The 13,248-nt window shown below is 71.2% G+C and carries 12 protein-coding genes; all 12 read right to left on the bottom strand.

The genetic code is table 11. The features are described from left to right. Positions 1 to 27: 27 nt before the first annotated feature. Positions 28 to 2,562: a RelA/SpoT family protein gene (locus tag ACFVFQ_RS20850; RefSeq protein ID WP_383418115.1), complete on the bottom strand. Its 2,535-nt coding sequence runs from the start codon at positions 2,560 to 2,562 to the stop codon at positions 28 to 30. A gap of 186 nt (positions 2,563 to 2,748) precedes the next feature. Then, a complete protein-coding gene (locus ACFVFQ_RS20845) occupies positions 2,749 to 3,297 on the bottom strand; it encodes an adenine phosphoribosyltransferase (protein ID WP_383418113.1) in 549 nt (182 codons plus the stop codon). After that, on the bottom strand, positions 3,294 to 4,418 hold the full coding sequence (secF, locus tag ACFVFQ_RS20840; RefSeq protein WP_383418110.1) for a protein translocase subunit SecF: 1,125 nt from the start codon (positions 4,416 to 4,418) through the stop codon (positions 3,294 to 3,296). Before secF ends, ACFVFQ_RS20845 begins: the two co-directional genes overlap by 4 nt. Before the next feature lies 1 nt (position 4,419). After that, positions 4,420 to 6,168 carry a protein translocase subunit SecD gene (gene secD, locus ACFVFQ_RS20835; RefSeq protein WP_383418108.1) on the bottom strand — a complete coding sequence of 583 codons (1,749 nt, stop codon included), beginning with the start codon at positions 6,166 to 6,168 and terminating at the stop codon, positions 4,420 to 4,422. A 154-nt stretch (positions 6,169 to 6,322) separates the two neighbouring features. Then, on the bottom strand, positions 6,323 to 6,850 hold the full coding sequence (gene yajC / locus ACFVFQ_RS20830; RefSeq protein WP_383418106.1) for a preprotein translocase subunit YajC: 528 nt from the start codon (positions 6,848 to 6,850) through the stop codon (positions 6,323 to 6,325). A 161-nt stretch (positions 6,851 to 7,011) separates the two neighbouring features. Further along, on the bottom strand, positions 7,012 to 8,100 hold the full coding sequence (gene ruvB / locus ACFVFQ_RS20825) for a Holliday junction branch migration DNA helicase RuvB (RefSeq protein WP_383418104.1): 1,089 nt from the start codon (positions 8,098 to 8,100) through the stop codon (positions 7,012 to 7,014). 76 nt (positions 8,101 to 8,176) lie between these two features. Beyond that, positions 8,177 to 8,800, bottom strand: a complete 624-nt coding sequence (ruvA, locus tag ACFVFQ_RS20820; RefSeq protein ID WP_383418102.1) for a Holliday junction branch migration protein RuvA — start codon at positions 8,798 to 8,800, stop codon at positions 8,177 to 8,179. After that, complete coding sequence (ruvC, locus tag ACFVFQ_RS20815) at positions 8,797 to 9,360, bottom strand: crossover junction endodeoxyribonuclease RuvC (protein ID WP_383418099.1); 564 nt, start codon at positions 9,358 to 9,360, stop codon at positions 8,797 to 8,799. Before ruvC ends, ruvA begins: the two co-directional genes overlap by 4 nt. Before the next feature lie 219 nt (positions 9,361 to 9,579). After that, positions 9,580 to 10,329 carry a YebC/PmpR family DNA-binding transcriptional regulator gene (locus tag ACFVFQ_RS20810; RefSeq protein WP_383418098.1) on the bottom strand — a complete coding sequence of 250 codons (750 nt, stop codon included), beginning with the start codon at positions 10,327 to 10,329 and terminating at the stop codon, positions 9,580 to 9,582. A 98-nt stretch (positions 10,330 to 10,427) separates the two neighbouring features. Further along, positions 10,428 to 11,036 carry a pyridoxal 5'-phosphate synthase glutaminase subunit PdxT gene (pdxT, locus tag ACFVFQ_RS20805; RefSeq protein WP_383418096.1) on the bottom strand — a complete coding sequence of 203 codons (609 nt, stop codon included), beginning with the start codon at positions 11,034 to 11,036 and terminating at the stop codon, positions 10,428 to 10,430. 15 nt (positions 11,037 to 11,051) lie between these two features. After that, positions 11,052 to 11,963 (bottom strand): pyridoxal 5'-phosphate synthase lyase subunit PdxS, encoded by a 912-nt coding sequence (gene pdxS / locus ACFVFQ_RS20800; RefSeq protein ID WP_274917013.1) that lies wholly within the window; start codon positions 11,961 to 11,963, stop codon positions 11,052 to 11,054. A gap of 139 nt (positions 11,964 to 12,102) precedes the next feature. Further along, positions 12,103 to 12,651: a hypothetical protein gene (locus ACFVFQ_RS20795; protein WP_383418093.1), complete on the bottom strand. Its 549-nt coding sequence runs from the start codon at positions 12,649 to 12,651 to the stop codon at positions 12,103 to 12,105. Between the last annotated feature and the right edge of the window lie 597 nt (positions 12,652 to 13,248).

The following is a 13,248-nucleotide window of genomic DNA, read 5'->3' as shown; positions in this document are numbered from 1 at the left end:
GCGGGCCGTTCCCCTGTGCGTGCGCGCTCAGGGCCGGCGCGCCGAGGTCACCCGGTACACGTCGTAGACCCCTTCGACGCCGCGGACGGCCTTCAGGACGTGGCCCAGGTGCTTGGGGTCGCCCATCTCGAAGGTGAAGCGCGAGGTGGCGACCCGGTCGCGGGAGGTCTGCACGGCCGCGGAGAGGATGTTGACGTGCTGGTCGGAGAGGACCCGGGTCACGTCCGACAGCAGCCGGGAGCGGTCCAGCGCCTCCACCTGGATGGCCACGAGGAAGACCGACGACTGGGTCGGCGCCCACTCGACGTCCAGGATCCGCTCGGGCTGCCGGGAGAGCGAGTCCACGTTGACGCAGTCGGCGCGGTGCACCGAGACGCCGCTGCCGCGGGTGACGAACCCGATGATGGGGTCGCCCGGCACCGGCGTACAACAGCGGGCCAGCTTGACCCACACGTCGTCCACGCCCTTGACGACCACGCCCGGGTCCGCGCTCGTCCGGCGCTTGGAGCGGGGCCGGATCGGCGTCGACTCGGCGATGTCCTCGGTGGCCTCGTCCTGCCCGCCGAGCGCCTGCACCAGCTTCTGGACGACGCCCTGCGCGGCGACATGGCCCTCGCCGATGGCGGCGTAGAGCGAGGAGATGTCCGGGTAGCGCATCTCGTGCGCCAGGGTCACCAGGGAGTCGCCGGTCAGGATCCGCTGGATCGGCAGGTTCTGCTTGCGCATCGCGCGGGCGATGGCGTCCTTGCCCTGCTCGATGGCCTCGTCGCGGCGCTCCTTGGAGAACCACGCGCGGATCTTGTTGCGGGCCCGCGGGGACTTCACGAAGCTCAGCCAGTCGCGGGACGGGCCCGCGCCGGCCGCCTTGGAGGTGAAGACCTCCACCAAGTCGCCGTTGTCCAGGGTCGATTCGAGCGGGACGAGGCGCCCGTTGACCCGCGCTCCTATCGTGCGGTGGCCGACCTCGGTGTGCACCGCGTAGGCGAAGTCGACCGGGGTGGCGCCGGCCGGCAGCGCTATCACGTCGCCCTTGGGCGTGAAGACGAAGACCTCGTTGCGGGAGAGGTCGAAGCGCAGCGACTCCAGGAACTCGCCCGGGTCCTCGGTCTCCTTCTGCCAGTCCAGCAACTGCCGTAGCCAGGCCATGTCGTTGACGGTGTCCTGGCCGGCGCCCTTGCCGGTGCCCTTGGGCGCGTCGGTGCGCACCTTGGAGGCGCCGGCGACCGCCTCCTGCTTGTACTTCCAGTGCGCGGCGATGCCGTACTCGGCGCGGCGGTGCATGTCGAAGGTGCGGATCTGGAGCTCAACGGGCTTGCCGTTGGGGCCGATCACCGTCGTGTGCAGCGACTGGTACATGTTGAACTTGGGCATCGCGATGTAGTCCTTGAACCGGCCGGGGACCGGGTTCCACCGCGCGTGGATGGTGCCGAGGGCGGCGTAGCAGTCCCGGACGGTGTCGACGAGGACGCGGATGCCCACCAGGTCGTAGATCTCGGCGAAGTCGCGGCCGCGCACGATCATCTTCTGGTAGACGCTGTAGTAGTGCTTGGGACGGCCGGTGACGGTGGCCTTGATGCGGGCGGCGCGGAGGTCGGCCTGGACCTCGTCGGTCACTATCGCGAGGTACTCGTCCCGCTTGGGCGCGCGCTCGGCGACCAGCCGGACGATCTCGTCGTACATCTTGGGGTAGAGGATCGCGAACGCGAGGTCCTCCAGCTCCCACTTGATGGTGTTCATGCCCAGCCGGTGCGCCAGCGGGGCGTAGATCTCCAGCGTCTCGCGGGCCTTCTTCTCCTGCTTCTCCCGCTTGAGGTAGCGCATGGTGCGCATGTTGTGCAGCCGGTCGGCGAGCTTGATGACCAGCACCCGCGGGTCCTTGGCCATCGCCACGACCATCTTGCGGACCGTCTCGGCCTGCGCCGCCTCGCCGAACTTGACCTTGTCCAGCTTGGTGACGCCGTCGACGAGCAGCGCGACCTGGTCGCCGAAGTCCCGGCGCAGGGTGTCGAGTCCGTACTCGGTGTCCTCGACGGTGTCGTGCAGCAGCCCGGCCATCAGCGTCGCCGGATCCATGCCGAGCTCGGCGAGGATGGTGGTGACCGCGAGCGGGTGGGTGATGTACGGGTCGCCGCTCTTGCGCTTCTGGCCGCGGTGCCAGCGCTCGGCGACCTGGTAGGCGCGCTCGACCTGGCGCAGCGTGGCGGTCTCGATCTTCGGGTCGTTGCTGCGGACGGCCCGCAGCAGCGGCTCCAGGACCGGGTTGTACGGGCTGGAACGCTGGACGCCGAGGCGGGCCAGGCGCGCCCGGACGCGGTTGGGCGAGCCGGAGCGGCCGGCCGGGGCGGCCGGCAGCGGCTTGGCCGTCGCCGGTGGCGAGGCGGGGGCCGGGCGGGAGCGGCCGGCGGGGGCGGCGGGCGCGGCGGTGCCGTCGGCCGGGGTCTGCCGCTCGGGCTTCGACGCGTCGGGGGAAGCCGCGGCCTGCGGCTTCGGCTCGTCCGGCCGCGCGGCGGGGGTCCCCGTCGGACGTGGTCCGGGGGAGAGCGGCTGGGCCTCGTCTGGCAAGGGCACTCCTTGGGCGGGTTCGGACCCCAGGACCTCGAAGCGGCCGGGGTGCCATGGTATCGAGCCCATGGCCACGGCTGCCGCGCGGCCGCGGGTCCGGTACCAGACACAGCAGCGGGGGCACCCGGAATGTTCCGGATGCCCCCGCTTGTCGCCACGGGTGCCGGCCGCTCGGCCGGCGACGGCTCAGACCGTGATCAGGGCCTCCAGCGGAGCGCCCTTCAGGCCCGGCTCCAGCCGCTGCCGCCCGGCCAGGAAACCGAGCTCCAGCAGCACGGCGACGCCCGCCACCTCGGCGCCGGCCCGGCGGATGAGCTGGAGCGAGGCGTCGGCGGTGCCGCCGGTGGCCAGCACGTCGTCGATCACCAGCACCCGGTCACCGGGCGCCAGGGCATCGGCGTGCACCTCGATCTCGGCGGTGCCGTACTCCAGGTCGTACGCCTGGCCCAGCGTCACGCCGGGCAGCTTGCCGGCCTTGCGGACCGGGACGAAGCCGACCTCGGCGGCCACCGCGACCGGCGCCGCGAGGATGAAGCCGCGGGCCTCCAGGCCCACCACCTTGTCGACCCGGAAGCGCTCGCACAGATCGACGAAGGCGCTGGTCAGGGCCCGGAACGCGACGGGGTCGGCGAGCAGCGGGGTGATGTCCTTGAACATCACGCCCGGCTTCGGGTAGTCCGGGACGTCCGCGATCCGGTCCAGCAGCAGCTCGCGCAGCTCGGCGGGGGCGCTCATCGGCGCCGCCCCGAGGGACGACCGCGGCCGCGGTTGCGGGACGCGGGCTGGGAGCGGGGGCCGACCACCGCGGCGCCCTCGTCCTCGTCGGCGCCGTCCTCGGCCACCGCCTCGTCCGACTGCTCCTCCTGGCGGGCCGCCTCCTTGGCGGCGGCCGAGGCACGCTTGGCGGTGACCCGCTTGGCCAGCGCCTTCATCTGCGGCTCGCGGTTCTTCAGGTCGGCGACCAGCGGCGTCGCGATGAAGATCGACGAGTAGGCACCGGCGGCCAGACCCACGAACAGGGCCAGCGAGATGTCATTGAGCATGCCCGCGCCCAGCACACCACCGCCGACGAACAGCAGACCGGCGACCGGGAGCAGCGCCACGACCGTGGTGTTGATCGAGCGCACCAGGGTGCTGTTGATGCTGCGGTTGGCGATCTCGCTGTAGGTGAAGCGGGACTGCTTGGTGAGGTCCTTGGAGGCTTCCTTGAGGCTGTCGAAGACGACGACGGTGTCGTAGAGCGAGTAACCGAGGATCGTCAGCAGGCCGATGACCGTGCCCGGGGTGACCTCGAAGCCGACCAGGGCGTAGACGCCGACCGTGATCGTCAGGTCGTGGATCAGCGCGACCAGCGCGGCGAGCGCCATCCGCCACTCGAAGGCGACGGCGAGGTAGAGCACCACGAGGACCATGAAGATCCCCAGGCCCAGCCACGCCTTGTTGGCGATCTGCTCGCCCCAACTCGGGCCGACCAGCTGGGTGTTGACGTCCTTGACCGGGACGTTGAGGTCCTTGGCGATCTCCTCCTGGACCGGCACCGCCTGCTTGGTGTCCAGACCGCTGATCTGGATGCGCAGGGCGCCGCCGCCGAGCTGCTGCACCACGGCCTGGTGGCCGGGGGCGGCCGACTCGGCGTGGTGCTGGGCCTCGGTGGTGGAGACCGAGGTCTTCGGGGTGGTGAAGACCGCGCCGCCGGAGAACTCGATGCCCATGTTCAGGCCGCGCACCGCCAGGCCGACGATGGCCGTGATGGTGATCAGGATCGAGACGCCGTACCAGATCTTCCGCTTGGAGATGAAGTCGTAGCCGATCTCACCGCGGTAGAGCCGGGCGCCGAGGTTGCCGAGCTTGGACATCTCACGCCTCCTTCGTCTGGGTGGGGGCGGTGCGACGACGGCGCAGCGGCGGCCGGGCACCCAGGCGCTTGGGGTCGAGGCCGGACCACGGGTGCCCCGAGGCGAAGAACTTCCGCCGGGCCAACAGCGTCATCAGGGGCTTGGTGAAGAGGAAGACCACGACCACGTCGAGCAGGGTGGTCAGGCCCAGCGTGAACGCGAAGCCCTGCACCTTGCCGACGGTGACGATGAACAGCACCGCCGCGGCCAGGAACGACACGAAGTCGGAGACCAGGATCGTGCGGCGGGCCCGCGGCCAGCCGCGCTCGACGGCCGGGCGCAGCGAGCGGCCCTCGCGGATCTCGTCCCGGATGCGCTCGAAGTAGACGATGAACGAGTCGGCGGTGATGCCGATGGCGACGATGGCGCCGCAGACCGCCGGGAGGTTCAGCGCGAACCCGATGGTCGGGCCGAGCAGCGTCATGATCGTGTACGTCAGGATCGCCGAGACGCCCAGGCTCGCCAGCGCGACCAGCGCCAGCCCGCGGTAGTAGGCGACCAGGTAGACGATGACCAGCGCGAGGCCGATGGCACCGGCGATCAGACCCGCCTGCAGCTGCTCGCCGCCGAGCGCCGCGGTGACCGTGGTCTCGTCGTCGATCTTGAAGGAGAGCGGCAGGGCGCCGTACGACAGCATGTTGCCGAGGTCCTCGGCGGACTGCTGGGTGAAGCCGCCGGAGATGGTGGCGTTGCCGCCGTTGAGGCGCTCGCTGACCCGCGGGTCGGAGACGACCGAGCCGTCCAGCACGATCGCGAACTGGTTCTGCGGCTGCGCCTTGGCGGCCAGCTTGCCGGTGATGTCCGCGAACTTCTTGCCGCCGTTGGAGGTGAAGTCCATCTGGACGATCCAGCCCTGGCCCTGCTGGCTGTCGAAGACGGCCTTGGCGTCCTTGACGTCGGTGCCCTCGACACCGACCGGGCCGAGCACGTACTTCTGCGAGCCGTCCTGCTTGCAGGCCACGACCGGGTCCGACGGCTTGGTGCCGGCAGCCCGCTCGTTGGCCTGGGCCAGGCTCTCCTTGGTGGAGCAGTCCAGCGCCGCGAACTGCTTCTGCAGCGCGGGCGGAATGTCCGCGCCACCGGGAACGGGCGGCGTCGGCGGGGTGGAGGGCTTGTCCGACGCGGAGGCCGACGGCGGGGCGGACGGCTTCTTCAGCGCATCGGTGACCGCGCGGCCCTGGGTGGTGGAGCTGGCGCTCGGGGACGGCGAGGCGCCCTGCTGGGAGCCCTTGCCGCCGGTGGCCTTCTCACCGCCCTTGCCGCTCTGGGAGGGGCTGGGCTTGGGCTCGGGCGTCTTGGCGCCGGCGGCGGTGGTCAGCACCGGCCGGAAGGCGAGCTGGGCGGTGGTGCCGACCTGCTGGCGGGCCTGCTTCGCGTCCGTCCCCTTGGGGATGTTCACGATGATGTGGCCGGTGCCCTGCGTCTGGACCTCGGCCTCGGACACACCCAGACCGTTGACCCGCCGCTCCATGATGCCGGCGGCGGTGTTCATGTTGGTCTCGTTGATCGCATTGGGTTTGCCCGGCTGGTTCTGCGCGGCCAGCGTGAAGCTGGTGCCGCCCGCCAGGTCGATGCCCAGCCGCGGGGTCAGATGGTTGGAGTAGAACATGCCTCCGACCAGCGCCGCCATCGCGATCAGGACCAGGATCAGGGTGCGCCCTGGATGCCCCTGGCTCGCGGGCGCCCTACGGCCCTTTTTCGGTGCTGCCACCTTGTCGATTCTCCCTGTCCAACCCCTCGGCCTGGGATGTCTGCCGAGCGGCCACGAAGTGTTGTGGGGACGTGCCCCCGCCGGAGCCTAGACCGTCCGGGAACCGCGGTGCGCCTGATCGAGGGGCGTGCCGCGGTCCCACGCTACGGAACGACTACTTCGCGTCGGCGCCGCCGGCCTTCTTGCCGTCCTTGGCGGCCTCGGCCTCGTCGGCGGACTCGTCGGCCTTCTTGGCCTCGGCGTCCTCGGCCTTCTCGGCGGGCTCGGCGTCCTTGTCGGCCTCGGCCTTGCCCAGGTCGATCTTGCCGGCCTCGTCACCCTTGTCGGCGGCCGTCTCGGTGCTGGTCAGCGACGAGACGTCGTCCGGGACGACCGGACGGTCCTCGCCGGCGACCGGGTCGGCGCCGTCCAGAATGCGGTTGTACTCCTCGTCCGCGAGCACCGCGCCGATGGCGTTCTTTGCGTAGATGGCGTGCACGCCGGGGGCGACCTCCAGGAGGACGGTGTCCTCGTGGATCTCCTTGACCGTGGCGTACATGCCGCCGATGGTCCGGACGCCGGTGCCGGGCTGCATCTCGTTGCGCATCTGCTGGGCCGCCTGCTGCTTCTTCTTGGCGGACCGCGTCATCAGGAACATGGCCCCAATGAGGACGATGAAGGGGAGGAGAGTCACGATACTCACGGGACGGAAATCCTTCGCACGACCGCTTCTCCGCGGTCTCATATACAGGGGTGGAAATACCGTCCATACGGACGGCATCGGCGGAGTCTAAGCGAGTCCGCACCACAGGAACAACGCCCAGCATCGCACCGCAGTTCCTGACCGGGCGAGTCCCCGCGCCGTCATGCCTCGAACAGGCCGTGCTGTCCCGTTCCGCCCGCCTGCTGCGGCGGAACCAGCCCGAGGTGGGCCCAGGCCGCCGGGGTGGCGATCCGGCCGCGCGGCGTACGGGCCAGCAGTCCCTCCCGGACCAGGAACGGCTCGGCGACCTCCTCGACCGTCTCCCGCTCCTCCCCCACCGCGACCGCCAGGGTGGACAGCCCGACCGGGCCGCCGCCGAACAGCTTGAGCAGGGCGGTGAGCACGGCCCGGTCGAGCCGGTCCAGCCCCCGGCTGTCGACCTCGTAGACCCCCAGGGCCTGCGCGGCGACCTCGCGGGTGATCACGCCGTCGGCCTTGACCTGGGCGTAGTCGCGCACCCGGCGCAGCAGCCGGTTGGCGATCCGGGGGGTGCCGCGGGAGCGGCCGGCGATCTCGGCGGCGCCGTCGGGCTCTATCTCCACGTCGAGCAGGCTGGCGGAGCGGTGGATGACGCGCTCCAGCTCGGCCGGGGCGTAGAACTCCATGTGGCCGGTGAAGCCGAAGCGGTCGCGCAGCGGCGGCGGCAGCAGACCGGCCCGGGTGGTGGCCCCGACCAGGGTGAACGGCGGGAGCTCCAGGGGGATGGCGGTGGCGCCCGGGCCCTTGCCGACGATCACGTCAACCCGGAAGTCCTCCATCGCCATGTAGAGCATCTCCTCGGCGGGCCGGGACATCCGGTGGATCTCATCGAGGAAGAGGACCTCGCCCTCCTGGAGGGAGGAGAGGATCGCCGCCAGATCGCCGGCGTGCTGGATGGCGGGGCCAGAGGTGATCCGGATCGGGGCGCCCATCTCGGCCGCGATGATCATGGAGAGGGTGGTCTTGCCCAGGCCGGGGGCGCCGGAGAGCAGCACGTGGTCGGCGGTGGCGCCGCGGGCACGGGCCGCCTTCAGCACCAGGTCGAGCTGCTCCCGAACCCGCTCCTGGCCGACGAACTCCGCCAGGTCCTTGGGCCGCAACGCAGCCTCGACGGCGTTCTCCTCGCCGTCGGCGTCGGCCGCCACCAGCCGGTCGGCCGGGTCGCCGGCTGGCTCCTCGGCGGTGGACGGTGCGGTGTCGTCCCAGTTCACTGCGGATTGCCTCGCGGGGTCGGGGCGGTCGGGCCGCCTACGTGGTCGTACGGTCGGGGGCGCGCGGCCGGGGCGGTCATCGGGCGCGGTTGAGACTCTGCAGCGCCGCCTTGAGCAGCTGCGGCACCTGCGGGGTGTCGCCCGCGGCGGCGGCCGCCTCGGCCTGCGGGGCCACCGCGGCGACCGCCTCGTCGGCCTCCTTGGCGGCATAGCCCAGGCCGACCAGCGCGGCCTGGAGCTGATCGCGCCAGCCGGCCGGGCCGGTCGCTGCCCCGGCGACCGGGCGGGCGCCACCGACGGGCGCGCCGAGCCGGTCCTTGAGCTCCAACAGCAGCTTCTGGGCGCCCTTCTTGCCGATGCCCGGCACCGCCGTCAGCGCCTTCTCGTCGCCGGTGGACACCGCGAGCCGCAGCGCGTCCGGGGAGTGCACCGCGAGCATCGCCTGGGCCAGCCGCGGGCCGACGCCACTGGCGGTCTGCAGCAGCTCGAAGGTCCCGCGCTCGTCGTCGTCGGCGAAGCCGTAGAGGGTCAGGGAGTCCTCGCGGACGACGAGGGAGGTGGCCAACTTGGCGCGCTCGCCCAGCCGGAGGCCGGAGAGGGTGTTCGGCGTGCACTGGACGGCCATGCCGATCCCGCCGACCTCGACGACGGCGCTGTCCGGTGCGAGGGCCGCGACCGGGCCGGAGACAAAGGCGATCATCGGGTGCCCTTCAGCGTGTGAGCGGGAACGGGGGTGCGGCGGGCCGCGGCCCGGGCCTGGGCCTGGGCCTGCTGGAGGCGGTTGACCGCAGGGGCGCGCCAGATGTGGCAGATGGCCAGGGCGAGGGCGTCGGCGGCGTCGGCCGGCTTCGGCGGCGCGGACAGCCGCAGCAGGCGCGTCACCATCGCGCCGACCTGCGCCTTGTCGGCCCGCCCCGAGCCGGTGACCGCGGCCTTGACCTCGCTGGGGGTGTGCAGCGCGACCGGCAGCCCGCGGCGGGCGGCGCAGAGCATCGCGACCGCGCTGGCCTGGGCGGTGCCCATGACCGTACGGACGTTGTGCTGGCTGAAAACCCGCTCCACGGCGACGTATTCGGGCCGGTGTTCGTCGAGCCACTCGTCTATGCCGCGCTCGATCTGCACCAGACGCTGCGCGACGTCCGCATCCGCCGGGGTGCGCACCACGCCGACGCCGACCATGGTCAACGGCCGTCCGGCCACCCCGTCCACCACGCCGACCCCGCAGCGCGTCAGCCCCGGGTCCACCCCCAGCACCTTCATCGGGCCCCGCCCCTCGCCGTCGTTCGGTCGTCTGTTCCTGACGTTCTTGCAGGTTAGTAGCTGCCACTGACAAACCGACGGGCCGGCGGGGTGTGTCCCCGCCGGCCCGTCGTACGACCGGTCAGTGCGCGCCCGTCAGGCGTCGACCCTGGCCATGACGGCGTCCGGCACGTCGTTGCGATCCTCGCCCCTCGGCGGCCGGACGCCCTGCGCACCAGGTCAGTCGATGGAGGCCATGACGTTGTCCGGCACGTCGAAGTTGGCGAAGACGTTCTGGACGTCGTCGCTGTCCTCCAGCGCGTCGATCAGCTTGAAGATCTTGCGCGCGCCCTCTTCCTCCAGTTCGACCTGCATGGTCGGGACGAAGTTGGCCTCGGCCGAGTCGTAGTCGATGCCGGCCTCCTGGAGCGCGGTGCGCACCGCGACCAGGTCGGTGGCCTCGCTGAGCACCTCGAAGGACTCACCGAGGTCGTTGACCTCCTCGGCACCGGCATCCAGGACCGCGCCCAAGACGTCGTCCTCGGTCAGCTCGCCCTTGGGGACGATCACCACGCCCTTGCGGTTGAAGAGGTACGACACCGAGCCCGGGTCGGCCATCGAGCCGCCGTTGCGGGTCATCGCGACGCGGACGTCGGACGCGGCGCGGTTCCGGTTGTCGGTGAGGCACTCGACGAGGACCGCGACACCGTTGGGACCGTAGCCCTCGTACATGATCGTCTCGTAGTCGGCGCCGCCGGCTTCGAGACCGCCACCGCGCTTGATCGCGGAGTCGATGTTCTTGTTCGGGACCGACTGCTTCTTCGCCTTCTGCACGGCGTCGTAGAGCGTCGGGTTACCTTCCAGGTCGACGCCGCCCATCCGCGCCGCGACCTCGATGTTCTTGATCAGCTTCGCGAAGAGCTTGCCGCGCTTGGCATCAATCACGGCCTTCTTGTGCTTCGTCGTAGCCCATTTAGAGTGGCCGGACATCCGCCTGTCTCCTTCGCGTAACCAAGTTCAGAAACGATCGCCCCAGATCCTACCGGGAGGCCGGGCGGTCTCCCGACCTCCACCCGTCACGGGACGCATCAGCCGCGGCCCTCCGTGAGGACGGCGCGCACCATGTCCACGAACAGCGCGTGGATGCGGTGGTCGCCGGTCAACTCCGGATGGAACGACGTGGCGAGGACGTTACCCTGCCGCACGGCCACCGTATGTCCACCGTACGTCGCCAGGACGTCGACCGAGGCGCCGACCGACTCGACCCACGGGGCCCGGATGAAGACGCCCTCCACGGGGCCGCCGTCGATTCCGGCGACCTCGACGGCTGCCTCGAACGACTCGTTCTGCCGCCCGAAGGCGTTACGGCGCACGATCATGTCGATGCCGCCGAGCGTCTCCTGGTCCTCCCGGCCATCCAGCAGCTTGTCCGCGACCATGATCATGCCGGCGCAGGTGCCGTAGACCGGCCGGCCCGCCCGGACGAACGCGCGCAGCGGCTCCAACATGCCGAACGTGACGGCCAGTTTGGACATGGTGGTGGACTCGCCGCCCGGAATCACCAGGCCGTCGACGCCGTCGAGTTCCTCGGGACGGCGTACCGGACGCGCCTCGGAGCCGGCGTCCGCGAGCGCCTTCAGGTGCTCGCGGACGTCGCCCTGGAGCGCCAGTACACCGATGGTGACAGTGGTGCTCATGTCGTCTCTGCGTCCTTACCAGCCGCGGTTGGCGTAGCGCTCGGCCTCGGGGAGGGTGTCGCAGTTGATGCCGACCATGGCCTCGCCCAGGTTGCGGGAGACCTCGGCGATGACCTTCGGGTCGTCGTAGAAGGTGGTGGCCTTGACGATCGCGGCGGCGCGCTTGGCCGGGTCGCCGGACTTGAAGATGCCGGAGCCGACGAAGACGCCCTCGGCGCCGAGCTGGCGCATCAGGGCCGCGTCGGCCGGGGTGGCGACGCCACCGGCGGAGAACAGCACGACCGGCAGCTTGCCGAGCTCGGCGACCTCCTTGACCAGCTCGAACGGGGCGCGCAGCTCCTTGGCGGCGGCGTACAGCTCGTTGTTGTCGCAGCCGCGCAGCTTGGCGATCTCGCCCTTGATCTGGCGCAGGTGACGGACCGCCTCGACGACGTTGCCGGTGCCGGCCTCGCCCTTGGAGCGGATCATCGCGGCGCCCTCGGCAATACGGCGCAGGGCCTCGCCCAGGTTGGTGGCACCACAGACGAACGGCGTGGTGAAGGCCCACTTGTCGGAGTGGTTGACCTCGTCGGCCGGGGTGAGGACCTCGGACTCGTCGATGTAGTCGACGCCGAGCGACTGGAGGACCTGGGCCTCGACGAAGTGGCCGATCCGGGACTTGGCCATGACCGGGATCGACACCGCGTTGATGATGCCGTCGATCATGTCGGGGTCGGACATGCGGGCCACGCCGCCGTCCTTGCGGATGTCGGCGGGGACCCGCTCCAGGGCCATGACGGCGACGGCGCCGGCGTCCTCGGCGATCTTCGCCTCTTCCGGCGTGACGACGTCCATGATCACGCCGCCCTTGAGCTGCTCGGCCATGCCGCGCTTGACGCGCGCGGTTCCGGTCTCGGGGTTCTGGGGCGTGGTGGGCGTGCTGGACACGATGACCTCACTCAGTGCGGGTGGTTGTGCTTCGCGCCCACACAACCGTTGGCGAGGTGCCTGGGAAAAGGGCCAATTACAGGTCAGTGGCTTGTGGCGGCTGTCGTCGCGCCAACCGGAAGCACTGATTCCGGGGCGGTCAGCCGCCCGCGGAACGGTCGTCCAGGATGGCCGGCGGCTGATCGTCCATCTCGAAGGCCATCGGGAACGGCGCGTGCCCCGCCAGCCGCAGATACCGCACCACCCGGTGGCGGCGCACCGCCCGCGCGGCCCGTACGGCGTCGTTGTGGAACCGCCGCGCCATCGGGACCCGCCGCACCGCCGCCGTCAGCTCCGCCACCGTGTGCTCCCCACCCGGGGCCTCCCGCACCGCCTCCACCTGCGCCTCGTCCTCGAAGACGGCCCGCAACGCCTGGCTGAGCTCGCTCTCCGCGACCTCCCGGTGGTCCTCCGACGCCTGCCGCGCCTCGTGCGCGGCCTGGTACAGCACGATCGACGCGGCCGGATCCAACACCCCCGAGGTCCCCACCTCCTGCGCGACCGACGCCCGCCGCAACAACTGCGCGTCCAACGCCGCCCGCGCCGCGTCGATACGCGCATGCAGCCGGTCCAGCCGCCCCGCCGTCCAACTCAGATAGACCCCAACGAGGACGACGGCAACGGCGATCCAGATAAACGTGGTTGTCACGCGGGGCTACGTTACCGGTCCGCTGCGCTTGGCTGGCTTCCCACGTTGTTGGCTTTCCCGCCGTGCGGGTTGCTGTTGTTTGCGCCTTGCGGCGCTGGCTTGTTGTCCGCTGCGCGGGGCTGTTGGGTGCGGTGACGGGCCTCCGGGGGCGGTAGGCCAGACTGCTTCGCTTTACGTCTGGCATACCGCCCCCTCCGACCCGTCCCCTCCCGTGGGTGGGTGGAAAAACAGGTGAGTTGGGGCTAGTCCTTGTGGTCCCCTGACGGCCGTTGCCTGGTGGTCGAGGCCCGCCCGTCCTCTTACGGTCACCGCACGGTGGCTGGGGCGCCCGTCCTCTGACGGTCACCACGCAGACTCACACGTCGTCCTCGTCCGCTGGCGGTCACCACTCAACCGTGCGGCCTGAGTTGGCCCACCGGGCGGACGTGGCACCCACCCGTTCTTCCCACCCACCCACGGGAGGGGACGGGCCGGAGGGGTGGGGGTGGCAGACGGAAAGCGAAGCAGTCTGGCACCCCCCCCCCCCCGGGCCCCCCCCCCCCCCCCAAAAACCCCCCCCCCCCCACCCCCCCCCGCCGCCACCCCCCCCCCCAGCCG

It is taken from the genome of Streptomyces sp. NPDC057743 (assembly GCF_042798755.1).
Lineage (GTDB): Bacteria > Actinomycetota > Actinomycetes > Streptomycetales > Streptomycetaceae > Streptomyces.
The sequence above is the reverse complement of the archived record's forward strand: the minus strand, read 5'-3'. Positions and strand labels throughout refer to the sequence as shown.

Bases quoted from the DNA above. Each gene is read 5' to 3' on its own strand.
- ACFVFQ_RS20845 (WP_383418113.1), bottom strand. From the start codon at position 3,297: ATGAGCGCCCCCGCCGAGCTGCGCGAGCTGCTGCTGGACCGGATCGCG.
- secF (WP_383418110.1), bottom strand. From the start codon at position 4,418: ATGTCCAAGCTCGGCAACCTCGGCGCCCGGCTCTACCGCGGTGAGATC.
- ruvA (WP_383418102.1), bottom strand. From the start codon at position 8,800: ATGATCGCCTTTGTCTCCGGCCCGGTCGCGGCCCTCGCACCGGACAGC.
- ruvC (WP_383418099.1), bottom strand. From the start codon at position 9,360: ATGAAGGTGCTGGGGGTGGACCCGGGGCTGACGCGCTGCGGGGTCGGC.
- ACFVFQ_RS20810 (WP_383418098.1), bottom strand. From the start codon at position 10,329: ATGTCCGGCCACTCTAAATGGGCTACGACGAAGCACAAGAAGGCCGTG.
- pdxT (WP_383418096.1), bottom strand. From the start codon at position 11,036: ATGAGCACCACTGTCACCATCGGTGTACTGGCGCTCCAGGGCGACGTC.